This window comes from Streptomyces sp. NRRL S-920, from assembly GCF_000717945.1.
Lineage (GTDB): Bacteria > Actinomycetota > Actinomycetes > Streptomycetales > Streptomycetaceae > Streptomyces > Streptomyces alboniger.
In genome coordinates this window covers 11823-36392 of the sequence record NZ_JODF01000087.1, presented here as the reverse complement: position 1 = coordinate 36392, position 24570 = coordinate 11823, and the positions used below count along the sequence as shown (strand labels likewise).

3 protein-coding genes and 1 pseudogene are annotated in these 24570 nt (G+C 71.7%); all 4 read right to left on the bottom strand.

Translation table 11 applies throughout. From position 1 onward, the window contains the following. The coding region (locus IG54_RS43940) for a type I polyketide synthase (protein ID WP_158708989.1) at nt 1–5879 on the bottom strand (5879 nt) is incomplete at its 3' end. Continuing rightward, nucleotides 5880–12951 (bottom strand): annotated as a pseudogene (locus IG54_RS43935) (SDR family NAD(P)-dependent oxidoreductase); the annotation flags it as partial. It lies immediately after the preceding gene. Nucleotides 12952–13262: 311 nt separating this feature from the next. Next, nucleotides 13263–18854 (bottom strand): SDR family NAD(P)-dependent oxidoreductase, encoded by a 5592-nt coding sequence (locus IG54_RS0134810; protein ID WP_420712313.1) that lies wholly within the window; start codon nt 18852–18854, stop codon nt 13263–13265. Between the two features lie 128 nt (nt 18855–18982). Then, complete coding sequence (locus IG54_RS0134805; protein ID WP_420712312.1) at nt 18983–24562, bottom strand: type I polyketide synthase; 5580 nt, start codon at nt 24560–24562, stop codon at nt 18983–18985. Nucleotides 24563–24570 lie beyond the last annotated feature (8 nt).

Genomic DNA, 24570 nt, shown 5'->3' with positions numbered 1-24570 from the left:
AGTGCGTGGTCGGCTGCTTCGGTGAAGTCGCCGAGGGCCACGGCGTGCAGGGCGGCGTCCAGGAGTGCGGGGTGCAGTCCGAAGCCGTCGGTGGAGGTGTCCTCGGGGAGGGCGACCTCGGCGTAGACGTCGTCACCGAGGCGCCAGGCGGCACGCAGGCCCTGGAACACCGGCCCATACGAGAGACCCGCATCGGCGAGGTTCTCGTAGAGACCCTCCACGCCGAGGGGCTCGGCGCCCTTCGGCGGCCACACGGACAGGTCGAAGGACGCCTCCGGCGCGCTCTCCGCGAGGAGGCCGACCGCGTGACGCGTCCACGGCACCGCGGCATCCGCCTCCTCCAGGGACCCGCAGCCGACCTGGTCACCGGCGTGGATCGCCAGCTCGACCAGCCCGGTCCCGGGGACGAGGACGGTGTCCATGACGGTGTGGTCGGCCAGCCAGGCGTGCGACTGGAGGGACAGACGGCCCGTCAGAACAATGCTGTCCGTCTCGGGCAGCGACATCGCCGCGCCGAGGAGCGGGTGCCCCGTCTTGCCGAGCCCGAGGCTCGTGGCATCACCGGCTGCGGCTGTCGCTTCCAGCCAGTAGTGCTGGTGCTGGAAGGCGTAGGTGGGCAGGTCGACGCGGTGTGCGCCGTGGCCTGCGAAGACGCCGTCCCAGTCGAGTTCGGCGCCGTGGATGTGGGCGGTGCCGATGGCCTGGGTGAGGGTTTCGGGTTCGGGGCGGTTCTTGCGGAGTACGGGCGTGAAGACCGCTTCTTCGCTGTCGGACGCGATTTCCTGGGCCATGGCGGAGAGGGTGCCGTCGGGGCCCAGCTCGATGAAGGACGTAACGCCCTGCTCGGCCAGGTATGCGATCCCGTCGGCGAAGCGGACGGCTTGGCGGACGTGGCGGACCCAGTAGTCGGCGTCGCAGAGGTCTTCGGGGGAGGCGAGTTGGCCGGTGAGGTTGGAGACGACCGGGACGCTCGGGGTTCCGTACGCAAGCCCGGAGGCGATGGTGCGGAACTCGTCCAGCATGGGTTCCATGCGGGGGGAGTGGAAGGCGTGGCTGACGCGGAGCTGGTGGACCTTGCGGCCCTGCTCGCGCCAGTGCTCCAGCACCTCCACGACGGCGGCCTCGTCGCCGGAAATCACCACGGACGTGGGTCCGTTGATGGCGGCGATGGCGATTTCGTGCTCGCGGCCTTCGAGCGTCTCCAGAACCTCTGCCTCAGTGGCCTGGATGGCGGCCATGGCCCCGCCAGCCGGGAGCGCCTGCATGAGGCGTCCCCGTGCGGCGACGAGCTTGGTCGCGTCGTCGAGGGTGAAGACCCCGGAGACGTGCGCGGCGGCAAGCTCGCCCACCGAGTGGCCGACGAGGAAGTCAGGGGTCAGACCCCACGCCTCGACCAGCCGGAACAGAGCGACCTCGATGGCGAAGAGCGCGGCCTGCGTGTAAACGGTCTGGTCGATCAGACCAGCGTCCGCCTCGTCCGTACCGAAGACGACATCCTTCAGCGGCCGCTCAAGCAAGCCATCAAACTGCGCGCACACTTCATCGAAGGCGGCGGCGAACACCGGATACGTCTCGTAAAGCTCGCGGCCCATTCCGGCCCGCTGGCTCCCCTGCCCCGTAAACAGGAACGCGACCCGCCCACGGTTGACACTCCCCGAGGAAACCGCACCCGACACATCCCCGGCCGCCAACGCGGCGGTACCTGCCAGGAGTTCATCCACGTCGGAGCCGGTGATGACGGCCCGGTGCTCGAACCGGGCCCGCGTGACAGCGAGGGAGTACCCCACATCCGCCGGACGCAGCTCGGAGTTCTCCCGTACGAACGAGTACAGCCGCTCGGCCTGGTCCCGCAGCGCCCCCTCCGTCTTACCGGAGAGCACCCACGGAACGACCCCACCAGCAACAGGAGCCTCGGAGGCCACCTCGTCGACGGTGGTGTCGACGGCAGTCGGCGCCTGCTCCAGGATGATGTGCGCGTTGGTGCCGCTGATGCCGAAGGAGGAGACGGCGGCCCGGCGCGGCCGCCCGGCTTCGGACCACTCCCGTGCCTCGGTCAGCAAGGAGACGTCACCCGCCGACCAGTCGACGTGCGGAGAAGGCTCGTCGATGTGCAGGGTCTTGGGCATGACGCCGTTGCGCAGCGCCATCACCATCTTGATGATTCCGGCGGCACCGGCTGCGGCCTGGGTGTGGCCGAGGTTCGACTTGATGGAGCCGAGCCACAGCGGCTCGGAGCCCTCGCGGTCCTGACCGTACGTGGCCAGAAGCGCCTGCGCCTCGATCGGGTCACCCAGCCGCGTGCCCGTGCCGTGCGCCTCGACGACGTCCACGTCACCGGGCGTCAGGCCCGCGGAGGCCAGGGCCTGGCGGATGACGCGCTGCTGCGAGGGGCCGTTCGGAGCGGTCAGGCCGTTGGACGCGCCGTCCTGGTTGACGGCGGACCCGCGGACGACCGCGAGGACCTGGTGGCCGTTGCGCTCCGCGTCGGAGAGGCGTTCGACGAGGAGCATGCCCACGCCCTCGGACCACGCGGTGCCGTCCGCGGCACCGGCGAAGGCCTTGCAGCGGCCGTCACCGGCCAGGCCGCCCTGGAGGGCGAAGTCGATGAACGTATCCGGGTTCGGCATGACGGTGACACCGCCCGCCAGTGCCAGCGAGCACTCCCCGCGACGCAGCGCCTGAACCGCCAGGTGCAGCGTGACCAGCGAGGACGAGCACGCGGTGTCCACGGTCACGGCCGGACCCTCGAGGCCGAACGTGTACGAGACACGGCCGGACACGACACTGCTGGAGTTGCCGGTGCCGAGGAAGCCGCCGACCCCGTCGGGGATGTCCGTCACGCGAGCGGCGTAGTTGTGGTACATCACGCCGGCGAAGACACCGGTCGAGCTGCCGCGTACGGAGGCCGGGTCGATCCCGGCCCGCTCGAACGCCTCCCAGGAGGCTTCGAGGAGCAGTCGCTGCTGCGGGTCCATCGCCAGCGCCTCACGCGGCGAGATCCCGAAGAAGCCGGGGTCGAACTCGGGTGCGTCGTGCAGGAATCCGCCGGCCAGCGCGTACTTCGTACCCGGGCGCTCCGGGTCCTCGATGAACTGGTCCTCGACGTCCCAGCCGCGGTCGGTGGGGAAGCGCGAGGTACCGTCGCCGCCCCGCATCAGGAACTGCCACATGCCCTCGGGCGAGGTGATTCCGCCCGGGTAGCGGCAGGCCATGCCGACGATCGCGATCGGCTCGACGTCGGTGAGCACCACGGGGGCGGACGCCGCCGCCCGCGCGGTGTCCGTACCGCCGAACTCGGTGAGCAGGAAGTCGACCAGGGACAGCGGGTTCGGGTAGTCGAAGACGAGGGTGGCGGGGAGGCGGAGCCCGGTCGCGGTGTTGAGCTGGTTGCGCAGCTCGACCGCGGTGAGCGAGTCGAAGCCCAACTCCTTGAAGGCGCGCGCCGGTTCGACGGTGGCGGGGTTGTCGTAGCCCAGGACGTGGGCGACGTGGGTGCGCACCAGGTCGAGGAGGTGTGCCTGGCGCTCCTCGCGCGTGAGGGGGGCGAGGCGCTGCGCGAGGGCGCCGGTCTCGACGGCCGCGGTGTGAGCGGTTCGGCGTGCGGGGGAGCGGACGAGTCCGCGCATGAGGGGCGGTACGCCCGCCGAAGCGGCCTGGGCGCGTACGGCGGCCAGGTCCATGTGCGTCGGCACGAGCAGGGCGGCGCCGGTCGCCCACGCGGCGTCCAGGAGCCGCAGGCCCTCGGCGTGGGTGAGGCCGGTCATGCCGCCGCGGCTCATGCGGTTGGCGTCGGTGTCCCCGAGGTCCGCGGTCATGCCGCCCGCCTGCTCCCAGGCGCCCCACGCGAGTGCGGTCGCGGGCAGGCCGAGGGAGTGGCGGTGGTGGGCGAGGGCGTCGAGGAAGGTGTTGGCGGCGGCGTAATTGCCCTGACCCGCGTTGCCCATGACGCCCGCGGCGGAGGAGAAGAGGACGAAGGCGGAGAGCCCCAGGTCCCACGTGAGTTCGTGGAGATTGAGGGCGGCATCGGCCTTCGGGCGCAGGACGGTGTCGAGACGCTCGGGGGTGAGGGAGCCGATGACTCCGTCGTCCAGGACACCGGCCGTGTGGACCACGGCGGTCAGCGGGCGTCCGGTGTCGATCGAGTGGAGCAGGGCCTCCAGCGCGTCGCGGTCGGCGGCGTCGCAGGCGGCGATCTCCACGGACTCCGCGCCGAGTTCGGCCAGCTCGGCGGCCAGCTGCGGGGCGCCTTCGGCGTCCATTCCTCGGCGGCTGGTGAGCAGCAGGTTGCGTACGCCGTGCTCGGTGACGAGATGGCGGGCCACGAGCGAACCGAGGGCGCCGGTGCCGCCGGTGATGAGGACCGTGCCGGACGGGTCCGGCGCGAGGGCCGCCTTCTCGGCGTCGGCGTCGGCGGCGGGCACGCGCGCCAGCCGGGGCGCCCGTACGACGCCGTCACGCAGGGCCGCTTCCGGCTCGTCGGAGGCGAGGAACGGCCACAGCAGGGTGAGTTCGAGCGACGCGCCCTCGGTGCCGGTACCGGCACCACTGTCGGTGTCGGTGTCGGCGTCCGTGTCTATGTCGAGGAGCACGAACCGGTCGGGGTTCTCGGCCTGCGCGGACCGTACGAGGCCCCAGACAGGCGCGTTGACCAGGTCGCGGACGGTGTCGTCCGGTCCGGCGGCGACGGCGCCGCGCGTGACGAACACCAGGCGGGAGTCGGCGAACCGGTCCTCCGCCAGCCAGCCCTGGATGAGGGCCAGCGCGTGATGCGTGGCCCGATGGGCGGCAGCGGCGGTGTCCGTACCCTCGCGGTCGGTCAGCGGGACGAACACGACGTCGGGGATCGTCTCGGCGCCGGCCAGCTCGGCCAGGCCCGGGAAGGTCCGGCCCTCGGCGAAGGAGCCCGGCTCACCGAGCACCGCCCAGGTCGCGGGCGCGGCCGACGGCACGGACAGCTCGGGCCACTCCACACGGAACAGCGAGTCGGTGAAGCCACCTCGGCCCGCCGAGAGCTGCTCGGCCGTGACCCGGCGGAAGACGAGGGACTCGGTCGAGGCGACGGGCGCACCGGCCTCGTCCGCCATGGCGAGGGCCAACCCGTCGGTTCCGGTCGGCGTCAGTCGTACGCGCAGGGTCGACGCGGCCGTGGCGTACAGGGACACACCACTCCACGCGAACGGCAGACCGGTCCCCGTCTCCTCCTGCGGCGACGCGCTCAGCGAAGCGGCGTGCAGGGCGGCGTCGAACAGCGCGGGGTGGAGCCCGAAGCCGCCGGTCGGGGTGGACTCGGGCAGGGCGACCTCGGCGTAGACGGCGTCGTCCAGCCGCCAGGCGGCGCGCAGGCCCTGGAACACCGGCCCATAGGACAGTCCCGTACCGGAGAGGTTCTCGTAGAGGTCCGCGACCTCAATGGACTCGGCGCCCTGCGGCGGCCACACGGACAGGTCGAAGGAGGCCTCCGGCGCGCTCTCCGCCAGGAAACCGGCGGCGTGACGGGTCCACGGCTCTGCTTCCGAGCCCTCGGGCCGGGAGAAGACGGCCACCGGACGCCGCCCGAGCGTGTCCACGGCCTCCACGGTCACGCGCAGGACGACGGCACCGCGCTCGGGGAGGACCAGCGGGGCCTGGAGCATCAGCTCGTCGACGTGGCCGAAGCCCACCTGGTCACCGGCGTGGATCGCCAGCTCGACCAGACCGGTCCCGGGCAGCAGGGCCGACCCCATCACGAGGTGGTCCCCGATCCACGGGTGGCTCTGCAACGAGATGCGCCCGGTGAGCACGAGCGTGTCCGAGTCGGGCAGCACCACAGCGGCACCGAGCAGCGGGTGCTCGGTCGCGGACTGCCCGAGCACGGAGACATCGCCCGCCGGGACGCCCATCTCCAGCCAGTAGTGGTCGTGCTGGAAGGCGTAGGTGGGCAGGTCGACGCGGCGCGCGCCGTGCCCCGCGAAGACGCCGTCCCAGTCGAGTTCGGCGCCCTGGATGTGGGCTTCGGCGAGGGCGGAGGTGAGGGTTTCCGCTTCCTGGGCCAGGGCGGAAAGAGTTCCGTCCGGACCCAGCTCGATGAAGGACGTGACGCCCTGCTCGGCGAGGTACGCGATGCCGTCGGATGGTGCGGAATTCGTCCAGCATGGGTTCCATGCGGGGGGAGTGGAAGGCGTGGCTGACGCGGAGCTGGTGGACCTTGCGGCCCTGTTCGCGCCAGTGCTCCAGCACCTCGACTACGGCTGCCTCGTCGCCGGAAACCACGACGGACGTGGGCCCGTTGATCGCGGCGATGGCGATCTCGGACTCGCGGCCCTCGATCGTCTCCAGAACTTCTGCTTCAGTGGCCTGGATGGCAGCCATGGCCCCGCCAGCCGGGAGCGCCTGCATCAGGCGACCGCGCGCGGCGACGAGCTTGGTCGCGTCGTCGAGGGTGAAGACACCGGAGACGTGCGCGGCGGCAAGCTCGCCCACCGAGTGGCCGACGAGGAAGTCGGGGGTGAGCCCCCACGCCTCGACCAGCCGGAACAGCGCTACCTCGATGGCGAAGAGCGCGGCCTGCGTGTACACGGTCTGGTCGATCAGACCAGCGCCGGTCTCGTCCGTGCCGAAGACGACATCCTTCAACGGCCGCTCAAGGTGCCCATCGAAGTGCGCGCACACCTCATCAAAGGCAGCGGCGAAGACGGGATACGTGTCATACAGCTCACGGCCCATCCCGGCCCGCTGGCTCCCCTGCCCAGTGAACAAGAACGCCAGCTTGCCGCGCCGCACGCTCCCCGAGGCCACGGCCCCGGACGGCTCGCCCGCAGCCAACGCCTGCACACCCGCGAGGAGTTCATCGACATCAGAGCCGGTGACGACGGCCCGGTGCTCGAACCGAGCCCGCGTGACGGCCAGGGAGTACCCCACATCAGCCGCACGCAGCTCAGAGTTCTCCTGCACGAAGGAGTACAGCCGCTCGGCCTGCGCCCGCAGCGCGTCCTCCGTCTTACCGGAGAGCACCCACGGAACGACCCCACCAGCAACAGGAGCCTCGACGGTCTCGGAGGCCTCCGCCTCCACCGCCGTGGCCGGCGCCTGCTCGATGATGGTGTGGACGTTCGTACCGCTGACGCCGAACGACGAGATGCCCGCTCGGCGCGGGTGCCCGGTCTCCGGCCACTCCCGTACCTCGGTCAGCAAGGAGACAGCACCCGCCGACCAGTCGACCTGCGGGGTCGGCTCGTCGACGTGCAGGGTCTTCGGCAGCAGGCCTTCCCGCATCGCCATGACCATCTTGATGACACCCGCGACACCCGCGGCCGTCTGGGTGTGGCCGATGTTGGACTTGATCGAGCCGAGCCACAGCGGCTGGTCCGCGTCGCGGCCCTGGCCGTACGTGGCGAGCAGTGCGCCCGCCTCGATCGGGTCGCCGAGCCGCGTGCCGGTGCCGTGCGCCTCGACCACGTCCACGTCGCCCGGCTCAAGGCCCGCGCCTGCCAGGGCCTGGCGGATGACGCGCTGCTGCGAAGGGCCGTTGGGGGCGGTCAGGCCGTTCGACGCGCCGTCCTGGTTCACGGCGGAGCCGCGGACGACGGCGAGGACCTGGTGGCCGTTGCGCTCCGCGTCGGAGAGCCGCTCCAGCAGAAGGAGCCCCGCGCCCTCGGACCAGCCGGTGCCGTCGGCGGCGCCCGCGAAGGCCTTGCAGCGGCCGTCACCGGAGAGGCCGCGCTGCCGGCTGAACTCGATGAAGGCGCCCGGGGTCGCCATGACGGTGATACCGCCCGCCAGCGCCAGATCGCACTCACCCCGGCGCAGCGACTGCGCGGCCAGGTGCAGCGCGACGAGCGAGGACGAGCAGGCCGTGTCGACGGTCACCGCGGGGCCCTCCAGCCCCAGCGTGTAGGACACGCGGCCGGAGATGACGGAGGACTGGGTGCCGGTGAGGAAGTAGCCCTCGGTGCCCTCGGGGGCGTCGTGCGCGTCGATGCCGTACCCCTGGGACCCGGCGCCGATGAAGACGCCGCCCTGGCTGCCGCGCAGCGACAGGGGGTCGATGCCCGCACGCTCCAGGGCCTCCCAGGAGGCTTCGAGGAGCAGTCGCTGCTGCGGGTCCATCGCCAGCGCCTCACGCGGCGAGATCCCGAAGAACCCGGCGTCGAAGCCGCCGGCACCGTCGATGAAGCCGCCCTCGTACGCGTACGTGGTCCCGCTGCGCTCCGGGTCCGGGTCGTACAGGTCGTCGATGGGCCAGCCGCGGTCGGTGGGGAACGGGGAGATGGCGTCGCGGCCTTCGAGGACGAGCTGCCAGAGTTCCTCGGGCGTGCTGACACCGCCCGGGTAGCGGCAGCTCATCGCGACGATGGCGATGGGCTCGTCGTCCGCCGCCGGGCCGGTGAGGGCGGCCCGACGCGCCGGGTCGGCCGCGCCGGTGTCGTCGGCGCCGAGCAGCTCGGTGAGGACGAACCCGGCGATGGCGTCGGCGTTCGGGTAGTCGAAGACGAGCGTCGTGGGCAGCGTGAGCCCGGTCGCGCCGTTCAGGCGGTTGCGGATGTCGACCGCCGTGAGCGAGTCGAAGCCCAGCTCGCGGAAGGCCGAACCGGGTTCGATCGCCGTCGCGTCGGCGTGGCCGAGCGCGGCGGCGGCCTGTGTGCGGACGAGGTCGAGGACCAGTTCCCGCTGCTCGCCCGCCGGCAGGCCGCTCAGCCGCCGCGCGAGCGCGTTGCCGCCCGCGGGTTCGGCGGCGCTCGCCGTCTCCGCTTCCAGGACGCTCCGTACCTCGGGAAGGTCCTCGATGAAGGGGCGCCGGCGGATGGCGGAGTAGGCGGGGGCGAACCGGTTCCAGGCGAGGTCGGACACGCACACCGTGGTCTCGTCGTGCGCCACGGCCTGGACCAGGGCGGACACGGCGAGTTCGGGGTTCATGCGCTTGAGGCCGACGCGCAGCATGGCCTCTTCGTCGCCGTCGGTGCCCATGCCACCGCCGCCCCACAGGCCCCAGGCGATGGACGTGGCGGTACGGCCCCTGGCGCGGCGCCGCTCGGCGAACGCGTCGAGGAAGGAGTTGCCCGCGGCGTAGGCGCCCTGATCGGCGCCGCCCCACACCGCGGCGGCGGAGGAGAAGAGGACGAAGGCGTCCAGGGGCGTGTCGCCGAGCAGGTCGTCGAGGTGGGTGGCGCCCGCCGTCTTGGCCGAGACGATGGCGGCCACGTCGTCGAGGGCGCTGTCCATGAGCGACCCGGTGTCGCCGACACCGGCGGCGTGCACGACCGCCGTCAGCGGCCGGGCCTCGTCGGCCTCCAGGTCCGCCAGGACGGCGGCCAGCGAGTCGCGGTCGCCCGCGTCGCACGCGGCGATGGTGACCTGGGCGGCGCCGAGCCCGGTGAGTTCGGCACGCAGCTCCTCGGCGCCGGGCGCCTGATCGCCGCGGCGGCTGGTGAGGACCAGGTGCTCGGCGCCGTTGGCCGCCGCCCAGCGGGCGACATGGCCGCCGAGCGCGCCCGTACCGCCGGTGATGAGGATCGTGCCGCGCGGCGTCCACGAACCGCCGGCCGAGTCGGCGAGCGGCGCCCGGACGAGACGACGGCCGAAGATGCCCGTCGAACGTATCGCCAGCTCGTCCTCCGCGCCCAGACCGGACAGGACGTCGGTGAAGCGGGCGAGCGCGGGCGCGTCGACCGTCTCGGGCAGGTCGAGGAGACCGCCCCAGCGGTCGGGGTGTTCGAGCCCGGCCACCCGGCCCAGGCCCCAGACCTGGGCCTGCGCCGGGTCGGCGGCGCGGTCCGAGCGGCCGACGGACACGGCGCCGCGGGCGGCGAGCCACAGCGGCGCCCCGACCCCGCAGTCGCCGAGGGCCTGGACGAGTTCGAGCGTCCCGGCGAGCCCCGACGCCACGTGGGGGTGGCCGGGGTGCGGGGCCGTGTCGAGGGCGAGCAGCGAGAGCACACCGTCGACGGCGCGGTCGCCCACGGCCTCACGGATCAGCCCGGCGAGCGAGTCGCGGTCCGAGCCGGTCGCGCTCCACTCCACCCGTACGGTGTTGACGCCTCGGCCGTGCAGCGCCTGCTCGGCCGCGGGCACCCACGCGTAGGTGTCGCCGTCGGCCGGAACCACCAGCAGCCAGGTGCCGGAGACACGCTTGGCCGGGGCGACGGACAGGGGCTTCCAGGTGACGCGGTACCGCCAGGCGTCGACGGTGTTCTTCCGCCGGTTCTGGCGTCGCCACGTCGACAGGACCGGCAGCGCGGCTTCGAGCCACTCGGGCTCGACCTCACCGTCGAAGTCGAGCGCGGCGGCCAGCGCGGCGGTGTCCTCCCGCTCCACGGCCTCCCAGAAACGCGTCTCCTCGGGAGCGGCGGCATGAGCGGCCGCCGCCTCCACGGGCTCAGCGGCTTCGAGCCAGTAACGCTGGTGCTGGAAGGCGTAGGTGGGCAGGTCGACGCGGCGGACATCGTGGCCCGCGAAGACGCCGTCCCAGTCGAGATCCGCGCCGTGGACGTGGCTGGGCCAGGGCGGAAAGAGTTCCGTCCGGACCCAGCTCGATGAAGGACGTGACGCCCTGCTCGGCGAGGTACGCGATGCCGTCGGCGAAGCGGACGGCTTGGCGGACGTGGCGGACCCAGTAGTCGGCGGTGCAGAGGTCCTCGGGGGTGGCGAGGGCGCCGGTGAGGTTGGAGACGACCGGGATGCTCGGAGTGCCGTACGTAAGGCCGGAGGCGACAGCGCGGAACTCCTCCAACATGGGTTCCATGCGCGGGGAGTGGAAGGCGTGGCTGACGCGGAGCTGGTGGACCTTGCGGCCCTGTTCACGCCAGTGCTCCAGGACCTCGGCTACGGCGGTCTCATCACCGGAGATCACTCCGCCTCCGTGGCCTGGATCGCGGCCATGGCCCCGCCAGCCGGGAGCGCCTGCATGAGGCGTCCCCGTGCGGCGACGAGCTTGGTCGCGTCTTCCAGAGTGAAGACACCGGAGACGTGCGCGGCGGCCAGTTCACCGACGGAGTGGCCGACGAGGAAGTCGGGGGTGAGCCCCCACGCCTCGACCAGCCGGAACAGGGCGACCTCGATGGCGAAGAGCGCGGCCTGCGTGTACACGGTCTGGTCGATCAGACCGGCGTCCGCCTCGTCCGTACCGAAGACGACATCCTTCAGCGGACGCTCAAGCAGGCCATCAAACTGCCCGCACACCTCATCGAAGGCTGCGGCGAACACCGGATACGTCTCGTAAAGCTCACGGCCCATGCCAGCCCGCTGGCTGCCCTGCCCCGTGAACAGGAACGCCAGCTTGCCGACCGTTCCGGCGGTCGCCGCGCCCTCCACGACCCCCGCGGCGGACTTGCCGGTGGCCACGGCTTCCAGGCCGGCCAGCAGTTCCGCGCGGTTCGTACCCGTGACGACGGCCCGGTGCTCGAAGCGTGCGCGAGAGACGGCGAGCGAGTAACCCACATCGGCGGGGCCGAGGCCCAGCCGCCCGGCGAGGAACGACGTCAGGCGCTCGGACTGGGCCCGCAGCGCGGCCTCGGTCCTGCCCGAGATCACCCACGGCACGGGGGCGTCCGCCTGCTGCGTGGCGGCGGGCGGCTCCTCCGCGGAGGGCTGGGCGGCCGCCTGCTCCAGGATGATGTGCGCGTTCGTACCGCTGATGCCGAACGAGGAGACCGCGGCCCGTCGGGGCCGGCCCGTCTCCGGCCACTCCCGCGCCTCGGTCAGCAGCGCGACGGCGCCCGCAGACCAGTCGACCTTGGTGGAGGGCTCGTCGATGTGCAGCGTCTTCGGCATGACGCCGTTGCGCAGCGCCATCACCATCTTGATGACACCGCCGACACCCGCGGCGGCCTGCGTGTGACCGACGTTCGACTTGAAGGAGCCGATCCACAGCGGCTGCTCGGCCGGGCGCTCCTGACCGTAGGTGTTGATGAGCGCCTGCGCCTCGATGGGGTCACCGAGCGTGGTGCCCGTGCCGTGCGCCTCGACGAGGTCGATCTGGTCGGAGGAGAGCTGGGAGTTGTCGAGGGCCTGGCGGATGACGCGCTGCTGGGACGGGCCGTTGGGGGCGGTCAGGCCACTGCTCGCGCCGTCCTGGTTGACGGCCGAGCCGCGGACGACCGCGAGCACCTTGTGGCCGTTGCGCTCCGCGTCCGAGAGCCGCTCGACGAGGAGCATGCCCACGCCCTCGGCGAAGCCGGCGCCGTCCGCGAGGTCGGAGAAGGCCTTGCAGCGGCCGTCGGGGGAGAGGCCGCCCTGCCGGGCGAGGTCGATGAACGCCTCGGGGGTCGACATGACCGTGGTGCCACCGGCCAGGGCCATGGAGCACTCGCCGTTGCGCAGCGCCTGGACCGCCAGGTGCAGCGTCACCAGAGACGAGGAGCACGCGGTGTCGACGGAGACGGCCGGGCCCTCCAGCCCCAGGGTGTAGGAGATGCGCCCCGATGTGACGCTGTACGCGTTGCCGGTGCTGAGATATCCCTCCACGCCGTCGGGGATTCGGTCGAGCCGAGTGGCGTAGTCCTGGTACATCACGCCCGCGAATACACCGGTCTTGCTTCCGCGCATCGCGTGCGGGTCAATTCCGGCGTGCTCAAAGGCTTCCCAGGCGACTTCGAGGAGCAGGCGCTGCTGCGGGTCCATCGCCAGCGCCTCACGCGGCGAGATCCCGAAGAACGCCGGGTCGAACTGTGCGGCGTCGTAAAGAAATCCGCTCTCGCGGTTGTAGAAAGTGCCCGGCTTTTCGCGGTCGGGGCTGTACAGCCGCTCGATGTCCCAGCCGCGGTCGGTGGGAAGGTCGGACACGGCGTCCCGGCCCTCGGCGACCATCTGCCACAACTCCTCGGGGGAGTTGGCGCCGCCCGGATAACGGCAGCTCATGCCCACGATCGCGATGGGCTCGTGTGCCCGCGAGTCGGCCGCGCTCAACAGCTGCTTCGTCTGCTGAAGATCGGCCATTACCCGCTTGAGGTAGTCGCGAAGCTTCTGCTCATTCTGCATCTAAAGCAACCTCTTGAGGACGGACAGCACTTGGGCACCTGGGCAATACATGAGATCGCGCCGCACGCGAAACCCGGGCGGAAGTCCTTTTACGACGTGACTCCCCGGCTGGGAGACCCATTCGGCGATGCCTCGAACCGGCTGTGTATGAGCACGGGGGACACATCGACATGACTTCACATACGACGCTAGGAGATGACCACCCGACCGCGGCACCCCTAACCTTCCCTAAGAGCCCCCCTACGCCCCCCAGGGCCGGCCACGCTCCTTTGGGGAGGTGACCGGCCCTGGGACGGAGAGAATTGCCGTGGTCAGGACAGACCCAGCTCCTGGTCGATCATGGCGAACATCTCGTCGTCGCTCGCCGACGTGAGGTCCGTGGCAGCGGCCCCGGCGCCACCCCCTACGACAACCGGGCGGCCGAGCGCGGCCAGCAGGGACTGGAGCCGGTTGACGACCTTGTCGCGGTCCTCGTCGGACAGCTCGGCGGCGGAGACGGTGGCCTCGAGACGGCCGAGATCGGCATGGACCGGGGTGGCACCCGGCCCTGCGGCATCGGCGGAGAACTGCGTGCCGAGGTACTTGGCGACCGCGCCCGCCGACGGATAGTCGAAGATCAGGGTCGCGGGGAGCCGGAGCCCGGTCGCGCCGCCCAGCCGGTTGCGCAGCTCCAGGGCGGTCAGCGAGTCGACACCGAGGTCCAGGAAACCGCGGTCCGGCTCGACCTGCCTGCTGCCGGTCAGGCCGAGCACCTTGGCGACGTTCACCTGGACCAGCTCCAGCAGCACATCGGCCTGCTTGTCCGCGGCGAGCCCCGACAACCGCTGCGCGAGCGAACTGCCCTGAGCTTCCGCGTCCGCAGCGGCCGGCGCCGTACGCCGTGCCGGCGCCTTGACCAGCCGGTCGAGCAGCGCGGTCAGTTCACCGGACGAGGCCTGGGCGCGCAGCCGGGGCAGGTCGAGGCGCACCGGCACGGAGACGGCCTCCGCGGTGGCCAGCGCGGCGTCGAACAGGGCGAGCCCCTCGACCGAGGAGATCGTGGCGAGCCCCGATCCCGTGATGCGCCGTACGTCACCGGTGGCGAGGTTCGCGGTCAGGTCGCTGCGCTGTTCCCACAGGCCCCAGGCCAGCGAGTGGGCGGTGCGGCCGAGGGCCCTGCGGTGGCGCGCGAGAGCGTCGAGGAACACGTTCGCCGCCGCGTAGTTCGCCTGGCCGGGGCCGCCGAAGACACCCGCGGCCGAGGAGAAGAGCACGAACGCGGCCAGGTCGAGGTCCTGCGTCAGCATATGCAGGTTGACCGCCGCGTCGACCTTCGGCCGCATGACCGCCTCAAGGCGCTCGGGGGTGAGCGAGCCGACCACACCGTCGTCGAGGGCGCCCGCCGTGTGCACGACAGCGGTCAGCGGATGGTCCGCGGGCACACCGGCCAGCAGGGCCGCCAGAGCCTCCCGGTCCGCGGCGTCGCACGCGGCGACGGTCGTCTCGGCCCCGAGCGCGTCGAGTTCGGCCACCAGCTCGGTGACGCCCGCTGCCGCCGCCCCGCGGCGACTCACCAGCAGCAGACGGCGGGCGCCGTACTCGCTCACCAGGTGCCGTGCCACCAGCGCGCCGAGCGTGCCGGTACCACCGGTGATCAGGACCGTGCCCTCGGGGTCGAGCCGCGGGCGGGCGGGCTCGGCAGGAGCTTCGGTCCTGGCGAGCTTCGGCACGTACAGGGAGCCGCCGCGCACGGCCAGCTCGGGCTCCTCGGAGACGGCCGCCGAGGCCAGCAGATCACGCGTGACGGTGTCCGCGCCGGCCGGGTCGAGGTCGAGGAGGACGAACTGCCCCGGGTTCTCGGCCTCGGCCGAGCGGACCAGACCCCATAGGGGTGCGTGCACGAGGTCGGTGGGCGCCATGTCGGCACGCCCGGCCGTGGCCCCGCGGGTGACCAGGACGAGCCGCGACCCGCCGAACCGCTCATCGGCCAGCCACGCCCGTACGGTTTCCAACGCCCGTACGGAAGCGGCGCGAGCACCCTCCGCCAGGCCCGGCAGATCCTCCGGGCCGACCGGCGCGAACGGCACGAAGACGATCTCCGGCACGGGCGCGCCCGCGTCGAGGGCCGCCGCGAGACCGGCGAGGTCCGCGTGGACCACCGGTTCCGCCGAGCCGCCGGCCTCCCGCAGCACACCGTGCAGACCGAACCCGTCGTCCCCCAGAGCCGCCCACCGCCCGTCGGCGGACGAGTTCGGCGCCGCCGCGACGTCCGGGGCGCTCACCCAGTCGACGCGGAACAACGACTCGTGCCACGCCCCGCCGGCCGAGGACAACTGCCCCGCCGAGACGGGCCGCGTCGCCAGGCCCTCCACGGAGACGACCGGGGCACCGGTGGTGTCGGCGGCCGCCAGCGTGATCCGCCGGTCGCTGTCGACGCTGAGGCGTACCCGCAGACGCGAGGCGCCCTCGGCGTGGAAGCTGACACCGGCCCACGAGAACGGGAGCCGCACCTCGGCCTCCTCACCCCCGCCACCGCTCCGCGCGGCGTGCTCGGCGCCGACGATGACGGCGTGCAGCGCGGCGTCGAGCAGCGCGGGGTGCACGACGAACCCGTCGGTCCCGGTGCCGGGGGCCAGCTCGACCTCCGCGAAGATCTCCTCGCCGCGCACCCAGACCGAGCGCAGGCACTGGAAGGTGGGCCCGTACTCGTAGCCGTGCTCGACAAGACCTTCGTACAGACCGTCGAGCGCGACCTCGTCACCACCGGTCGGCGGCCAGGACATCAGATCGGCGTCCACGGCCGCCACGGCCGGCGCGAGCACACCCACGGCGTGTGGCGTCCACGGTTCGTCGACGGCGTTGTCCGGGCGCGAGTAGATACCGACCGCGCGGCGCTCCGACGAGTCGGGGGCACCCACGACCACCTGCAACTGAAGCGCCCCGGCCTGCGGCAGTACGAGCGGAGCCTGGATCGTCAGCTCCTCGACCTGACCACAACCGACCTGGCCACCCGCGTGGATCGCCAGCTCGACGAGCCCGGTGCCGGGCACCAGCACGGTGCCCATGACGGCATGATCGGCCAGCCACGGGTGCGTACGGAGGGAGACCCGGCCGGTGAGCAGCAGGCTGTCGGAGTCGGCGGGGGTCACGGCCGCTCCGAGCAGCGCGTGCTCACTCCCTACGAGCCCCAGGCCGGCGGCGTCATGAGCGGAGGCGGGCCCTTCGAGCCAGTAGTGCTGGTGCTGGAAGGCGTAGGTGGGCAGGTCGACGCGGCGTGCGCCGTGGCCCGCGAAGACGCTGTCCCAGTTGAGTTCGGCGCCGTGGATGTGGGCGGTGCCGATGGCCTGGGTGAGGGTCTCGGGTTCGGGGCGGTTCTTGCGGAGTACGGGGGTGAAGGCCGCGGTGTCGGCGTCGGTGAGGGTTTGCTGGGCCATGGCGGAGAGGGTTCCGTCGGGGCCGAGTTCGATGAAGGTGGTGACGCCTTGTTCGGCGAGGTGGGTGATGCCGTCGGCGAAGCGGACGGCTTGGCGGACGTGGCGGACCCAGTACTCGGCGGTGCAGAGGTCGTCGCCTGTGGCGAGCTGGCCGGTGAGGTTGGAGACGACCGGGATGCTCGGAGTGCCGTAGGTCAGACCTGCCGCGATGGTGCGGAACTCGTCCAGCATGGGTTCCATGCGCGGCGAGTGGAAGGCGTGGCTGACGCGGAGCTGGTGGACCTTGCGGCCTTGCTCGCGCCAGTGCTCCAGGACCTCGACTACGGCCGTCTCGTCACCGGAAATCACGACTGAGGCAGGCCCGTTGATGGCGGCGATGGCGATCTCGGACTCGCGGTCCTCCAGGAGCGGCAGGATTTCCGCCTCCGTCGCCTGGATGGCGGCCATGGCCCCGCCAGCGGGCAGCGCCTGCATAAGGCGACCGCGCGCGGCGACAAGCTTGACGGCGTCTTCCAGGGTGAAGAACCCGGCCACATGGGCGGCGGCCAGTTCACCCACGGAGTGGCCGACGAGGAAGTCCGGGGTGAGCCCCCACGCCTCGACCAGCCGGAACAGGGCGACCTCGACAGCGAAGAGTGCGGCCTGCGTGTACACGGTCTGGTCGATCAGACCATCGTCACCGCCGTGCGTACCGAAGACGACATCCTTCAGCGGACGCTCAAGCAGGCCATCAAACTGCCCGCACACCTCGTCAAAGGCGGCAGCGAACACGGGATACGTGTCATACAGCTCGCGGCCCATTCCGGCCCGCTGGCTGCCCTGCCCCGTGAACAGGAACGCCACCCGTCCACGCCGCACGCTCCCCGAGGTCACCGCACCCGACACATCCCCGTTCGCCAACGCCCGTACACCGGACAGAAGTTCATCGACATCGGAGCCGGTGACGACGGCCCGGTGCTCGAACCGGGCCCGCGTGACAGCGAGGGAGTACCCCACATCCGCCGCACGCAGCTCAGAGTCCTCCCGTACGAACGAGTACAGTCGCTCGGCCTGCGCCCGCAGCGCGTCCTCCGTTTTCCCTGAGAGGACCCACGGCACAACCCCACCGACGACCGGCGCCTCGGAGGGCGGCTCCGCCTCGGCGGCCGGTACCTGCTCCAGAATCACATGCGCGTTGGTGCCGCTGAGGCCGAAGGACGAGACGCCTGCCCGGCGCGGGCGGCCGGTGTCCGGCCACTCGCGGGCCTCGGTCAGCAGGCGGACATCGCCCGCCGACCAGTCGATCTTCCGCGAGGGCTCGTCGACATGGAGGGTCTTGGGCATGACCCCGTGGCGCAGTGCCATGACCATCTTGATGACGCCGACGACTCCCGCGGCGGCCTGCGTGTGACCGAGGTTCGACTTGACCGAGCCGAGCCACAGCGGCTCGGCGCCCTCGCGACCCTGCCCGTAGGTGTTGATGAGGGCCTGCGCCTCGATGGGGTCGCCGAGTGTGGTCCCGGTGCCGTGCGCCTCGACCACGTCGACTTCCGCCGTCGTCAGCCGGGCGTCCGCGAGTGCCTGGCGGATCATGCGCTGCTGGGAGGGGCCGTTGGGGGCGGTCAGGCCGTTGGACGCGCCGTCCTGGTTGATGGCGGAACCGCGTATCACGGCGAGGATCTCGCGACCGTTGCGCTGCGCGTCCGAGAGCCGCTCCAGGAGGAGCATGCCCACGCCCTCGCCCCAGATCGTGCCGTCCGCGGCGTCCGCGAACGCCTTGATGCGGCCGTCCGTCGCCAGTCCCCGCTGCCGGGCGAAGTCGGTGAAGGAGATGGGGGTCGCCTGGACCTGGGCCCCGCCGGCGAGGGCGAGCGAGCAGTCGCCACGCCGCAGCGCCTGGGCGGCGAGGTGCAAGGAGACCAGGGACGACGAGCACGCGGTGTCCAGCGTGATCGCGGGCCCCTGGAGGCCGAGACTGTACGCGATCCGTCCCGAGGCGACGCTGTTGACATTTCCATTGGACAGGAACGGCTCGATATCGGCCGGCACGGTCGGGAGAATGCAACCGTATTCGTTGTGGATCATTCCCAGATATACGCCGGTCGAGCTGCCCTTGAGTGAACCGGGGTCGATCCCGGCACGCTCCAGCACTTCCCATGACGTTTCCAGGGCGAGACGCTGCTGGGGATCCATCGCGACGGCCTCACGCGGCGAGATCCCGAAGAACGCCGGGTCGAACGCGTCGGCGTCCTCGATGAAACCGCCTTGGCGCACATACGTGGTGCCGGGGCGGTCGGGGTCCGGGTCGTACAGCGTGTCCAGTTCCCAGCCGCGGCCCTCGGGGAAGTCGGAGATCGCGTCGACCCCGTCCGCGACCAGCCGCCACAGGTCCTCGGGCGAGGCCACGTTGCCGGGGAACCGGCAGGCCATGCCCACGATCGCGATCGGCTCGTGCTCCGCTTCCTCGACCTCGACCAGGCGATGACGGGTCCGGCGCAGCTCGGCCGTCACGAACTTGAGATTTTCCAGAAGTTTCTCGTCCTGCGCCATCAGATTTATCACCTATCGAAGTCAAATGCTGTGCGAGAGCCGGAGATGCCGGTACCGGGATCTCATCGGATCCCGGTACCGGCGGATTCTCAGGCCTTGCCGAATTCCCGCTGGATAAGGGCAAGCATCTCGTCGGCGGTCGCCGATTCGAGATCGTCGTCACTGTCCGCGGCCGCCCCGGTTGTGGCGCCCTGGATTTCGTTCCACTTGGCGAGCAGGCTCTTCAGCCGTTCCGTGACCCGCTCCGCCCGCTCGGCCGCGTCGCCGGGCCCGTCACTGCCCGCTTCGCTGCCCGCCTCGCCGTGGAGCGCGACGCGGGAGATCGCCGACTCCAGGCGGTCCAGCTCGGACAGGACCGAGCCGACGGGCGCGGCGGCGGCCGCGTCCGCGGCACCGCCGGCCATCTCGCCGCACAGGTACTCCGCCAGGTCCTGCGGGGTCGGGTAGTCGAAGACGAGGGTGGACGAGAGGCGGAGTCCGGTGCTCGCGCCGATGCGCGCGTTCAGGCGGTTGCGCAGCTCGACCGCGGTCAGCGAGTCGAAGCCCAGCTCCCTGAAGCTGCGTTCGGCGTCGATCGAGCCGGTCTGCGCGTGCCCGAGCACCGCCGCCACGTTCGATGCCACCAGTTCGAGGACGCTCCTCAGCTGCTCGGCGGGCGACAGTCCGGCGAGGCGCTCGGCGAAGGACGGGGCCTTCGCCCCACCGGCGGCGTCGGCGTTCGCGTGCGCCACGCGCCGCGCCGGTACGCGTACGAGCTTGCGCAGGATCGCGGACGCCGGTCCGTCGTCCACCTGGATACGAGCCGGGTGCAGCCCCATGGGGGAGAGCGCCGGGTAGCCCGATGTGCGTGCTGTGTCGAGGAGTTGGAGGGCTTGGGTGGTGGGGAGGGGGGTCATGCCGGAGCGGTGGATGCGCTCGATGTCGGCGGCTGAGAGGTGTCCGGTGATGCCGCTGCGCTGCTCCCACAGGCCCCACTGGAGGGAGGTGGCGGGCAGCCCCTGGGCGTGGCGGTGGTGGGCGAGGGCGTCGAGGAAGGTGTTGGCGGCGGCGTAGTTGCCCTGTCCCGGGTCGCCGAAGAGTCCGGCGGAGGAGGAGAAGAGGACGAACGCGGAGAGGTCCAGGTCCTTGGTGAGGTCATGGAGGTTGAGCGCGGCGTCGACCTTGGGTCGCAGGACCGCGTCGAGGCGCTCGGGGGTGAGGGAGGTGACCAGGCCGTCGTCGACGACACCGGCGGTGTGGAAGACGCCGGTGAGGGGGTGGTCGACGGGGATGCCGGCCAGGAGAGCCGCGAGGGCCTCGCGGTCGGCGATGTCACAGGCGGCGAACTGCACGCTGTCCGCGCCTAGTTCGGCCAGTTCGGCGGCCAGCTCGGGTGCGCCGTCCGCGCTCTGTCCGCGCCGGCTGGTGAGGATGAGGTGGCGTACGCCGTGCTCGGTGACGAGGTGGCGGGCGACGAGGCCGCCCAGGGTGCCGGCTCCGGTGATCAGAGCGGTCCCGTCCGGGCCGGGCGTGGCGGTCTCACCCGCGTCGCCGGCCTTGGCGACCCGGATCAACCGCGGTACGTGCACGGCCCCTTCCCGCACGACTGCCTGCGGTTCACCGGCCCGCAGTACCTGCCACAGGAGCGCGAGCCCGGCGGATTCGTCGGTGTCGAGGAGCAGGAACCGGTCGGGGTTCTCGGCCTGCGCGGAGCGTACGAGACCCCAGACGGGCGCGTTGGCCAGATCGGTCACGTCCTCACCGGGCCGGGCGGCGACCGCGCCCCGGGTGACCAACACCAGGCGGGATCCGGCGAACCGGTCCTCCGCCAGCCAGCCCTGGACGAGAGCGAGCGCGTGGCGGGTGGCCCGGTGCGCGGCGGTGGCCGCGTCGGCGTCCCCGTATCCCGCCAGGGGAGCGAGCACGACCTCGGGAATCGTATCGGCGGCGGCCAGTTCGGCCAGATCCGCGAAGACCGGACCGTCCACGCCGAAGCCATCCGGCTCACCCACCACTGCCCACGCGCCCGGGGTGGCCGGGGGGAGGGGCAGTTGCGGCCATTGCACGTGGAAGAGGGAGTCGTGGAAGGGGTTGTGGGTGGTGGTGAGTTCGTCGGGGGTGGTGTGGCGCCAGGTGATGGTCTGGGCGGTGAGTACGGGTGCGCCGGTGTTGTCGGTGGCGGTGAGGGTGCCGTTGGTGGTGGAGAGCTTGACGCGCAGGCTGGTGGCGCCGGTGGCGTGGAGGGTGACCTGGTTCCAGGTGGAGGTGGTGCGTGCCTGCTCGTCGGCGGTGAGGGGCAGGGCGTGCAGGGTGGCGTCCAGGAGTGCGGGGTGCAGCCCAAAGCCGTCGGTGGTGGCGGTTTCGGGCAGGGCGACCTCGGCGAAGATGTCGTCGCCGAGTCGCCAGGCGGCGCGCAGGCCCTGAAAGGCGGGTCCGTAGGTGAGTTGGGCGTGTGCGAGGTGTTCGTAGGTGGTGTCGACGTCGATGGCGACGGCGCCCTGCGGCGGCCACACCGACAGATCGGAGCCCTCGCCGTACGTCTCGTCCGTGAGCAGGCCCACGGCGTTCTTGGACCAGGTCGTGTCGTCCCCGGCACTGTCGGGCCGCGAGTGGATCGCCACTGCCCGGCGGCCCTGCTCATCGGCGGCATCGACCGTCAGCCGCAGCACTACGCCGCCCTGCTCGGGCAGGACGAGCGGGGCCTGGAGCGTGAACTCCTCCAGGGACCCGCAGCCGACCTGGTCACCGGCGTGGATCGCCAGCTCGACCAGCGCCGAGCCCGGCACCACTGCCGTGCCCATGACGGTGTGGTCGGCCAGCCACGGCTGCGACTGAAGCGACAGCCGCCCCGTGAGCAGCACGCCACCGGTCTCGGGGAGGACGGCGGCGGCGCCGAGCAGCGGATGCCCGGTCGTGTCCAGCCCGAGACCTGAGGCGTCACCGGCCGGGGCGGTGGCCCGCAGCCAGTAGCGCTGGTGCTGGAAGGCGTAGGTAGGCAGGTCGACGCGGCGCGCACCCCGGCCTGCGAAGACGCCGTCCCAGTCGAGTTCGGCGCCGTGCATGTGGGCGGTGCCGATGGCCTGGGCGAGGGTCTCCGCTTCCGGGCGGTTCTTGCGGAGTACGGAGGTGAAAGCCGCGGTGTCGGCGTCGGTGAGGGTTTCCTGGGCCAGGGCGGAGAGGGTTCCGTCGGGGCCCAGCTCGATGAAGGTGGTGACGCCCTGCTCGGCGAGGCATGCGATGCCGTCCGCGAAACGGACTGCCTGGCGGACGTGGCGGACCCAGTACTCGGGCGAGCCGATGTCCTCGGGGGAGGCGAGTGTGCCGGTGAGGTTGGAGACGACCGGGATGCCCGGAGTTCCGTACGTAAGCCCGGAGGCGATAGCGCGGAATTCCTCCAGCATGGGTTCCATGCGGGGGGAGTGGAAGGCGTGGCTGACGCGGAGCTGGTGAACCTTGCGGCCCTGTTCGCGCCAGTGCTCCAGGACCTCCACTACGGCGGTCTCATCGCCGGAAACCACGACGGACGTGGGCCCGTTGATGGCGGCGATGGCGATCTCGTGCTCGCGGCCTTCCAGAAGCGGCAGGACTTCCGTCTCCGTGGCCTGGATGGCAGCCATGGCACCACCCGCAGGCAGCGCCTGCATAAGCCGCCCGCGCGCGGCGACGAGCTTCGCCGCGTCTTCCAGAGTGAAGACCCCGGAGACGTGCGCGGCAGCCAGCTCACCCACCGAGTGGCCGACGAGGAAGTCAGGGGTCAGCCCCCACGCCTCGACCAGCCGGAACAGGGCGACCTCGATGGCGAAGAGTGCGGCCTGCGTGTAGACGGTCTGGTCGATCAGACCGGCGTCCGCCTCGTCCGTACCGAAGACGACATCCTTCAGCGGACGCTCAAGCAGCCCGTCGAACTGCCCGCACACCTCGTCGAAAGCCGAGGCGAACACCGGGTACGTCTCGTAAAGCTCGCGGCCCATTCCGGCCCGCTGGCTCCCCTGCCCCGTGAACAGGAACGCGAGCCGCCCACGGTTGGCGCTCCCCGAGGGCGCCTCCCCGGCAGCCACCGAGCGCAGTCCGGCCAGCAGTTCTTCGCGGCCGGCACCCGTGACCACGGCCCGGTGCTCGAACCGTGCGCGCGACACCGCCAGGGAGTAGCCGACATCCGCCGGGCCCAGCTCGGGCTTGCGCTCCAGGAAGGAGAGCAGCCGGTCGGCCTGCCCCCGCAGCGCGTCCTCGGTCTTGCCCGAGAGCACCCACGGCACGTGACCGGTGACGATCGGTGTCTCGCCTGCCCCGAGGTCCGCCGCCGGTGCCTGCTCCAGCACCACGTGCGCGTTCGTACCGCTCATGCCGAAGGACGACACCGCTGCCCGTCTCGGCCTGTCGACCTGCGGCCACTTGCGGGCCTCGGTCAGCAGGCGGACGTCGCCCGCCGACCAGTCCACCTCGGGGGCCGGCTCGTCGACGTGCAGGGTCTTCGGCAGCAGGCCCTCCCGCATGGCGATGACCATCTTGATGATGCCCGCGATGCCCGAAGCCGCCTGGCTGTGGCCGATGTTGGACTTGATGGAGCCGAGCCACAGCGGTTCGGAGCCCTCGCGGCCCTGGCCGTACGTGGCCAGGAGGGCCTGCGCCTCGATCGGGTCGCCGAGCCGCGTACCCGTGCCGTGTGCCTCGACCGCGTCGACGTCGCTCGTCGACAGACCGGCGTTGCTCAGTGCCCGCCGGATGACGCGCTGCTGGGAGGGCCCGTTGGGCGCCGTCAGACCGTTCGACGCGCCGTCCTGGTTGAGGGCCGTACCCCTGATCACCGCAAGCACCTGGTGACCGTTGCGGCGGGCGTCGGAGAGGCGCTCGACGAGGAGCATGCCCACGCCCTCCGCCCAGCCGGTGCCGTCCGCCGCGCCCGCGAAGGGCTTGCAGCGGCCGTCGGGGGCGAGGCCGCGCTGGCGCGAGAACTCGACGAACGTGTCCGGCGTCGACATGACCGTGACACCACCGGCAAGCGCCAGCGAGCACTCTCCCCGGCGCAGCGACTGGACCGCCAGATGCAGTGCCACCAGCGAGGACGAGCACGCGGTGTCCACCGAGACGGCCGGGCCCTCCAGGCCGAGCACGTACGAGACGCGGCCCGAGGCGACACTGCCCGAGTTGCCGGTGCTGAGATAGCCCTCCAGCCCCTCGACGGACTTGGTGAACTCGGAGTAGTAGTCCGAACTCATCACCCCGGCGAACATGCCCGTCTGGCTGCCGCGCATCGCCTCGGGATCGAGACCGGCGCGCTCGAACGCCTCCCAGGAGGCTTCGAGGAGCAGGCGCTGCTGCGGGTCCATCGCCAGCGCCTCACGCGGGGAGATCCCGAAGAACGCCGGATCGAAGTCCCCCGCCTCGTAGAGGAACCCGCCCTCACGCGAGACGATCTTGCCGGGCTTGTCCGGGTCGGGGTCGTACAGCCCCTCGATGTCCCAGCCGCGGTCCGTCGGGAATCCGGAGATCGCGTCGACCCCGTCCGACACCAGCCTCCACAGGTCCTCGGGCGAAGCGACCCCGCCCGGGTAGCGGCAGGCCATGCCGACGATCGCAACCGGCTCCGTCGCCGCACCGACGAGCTGCCGGTTCTGCTGCTTCAGGCTCTCGGCTTCCTTGATCGACGCTCGCAGCGCCTCGACGAGTTGTGCCTGGGACGTTGTCATCAAGAGCTCCA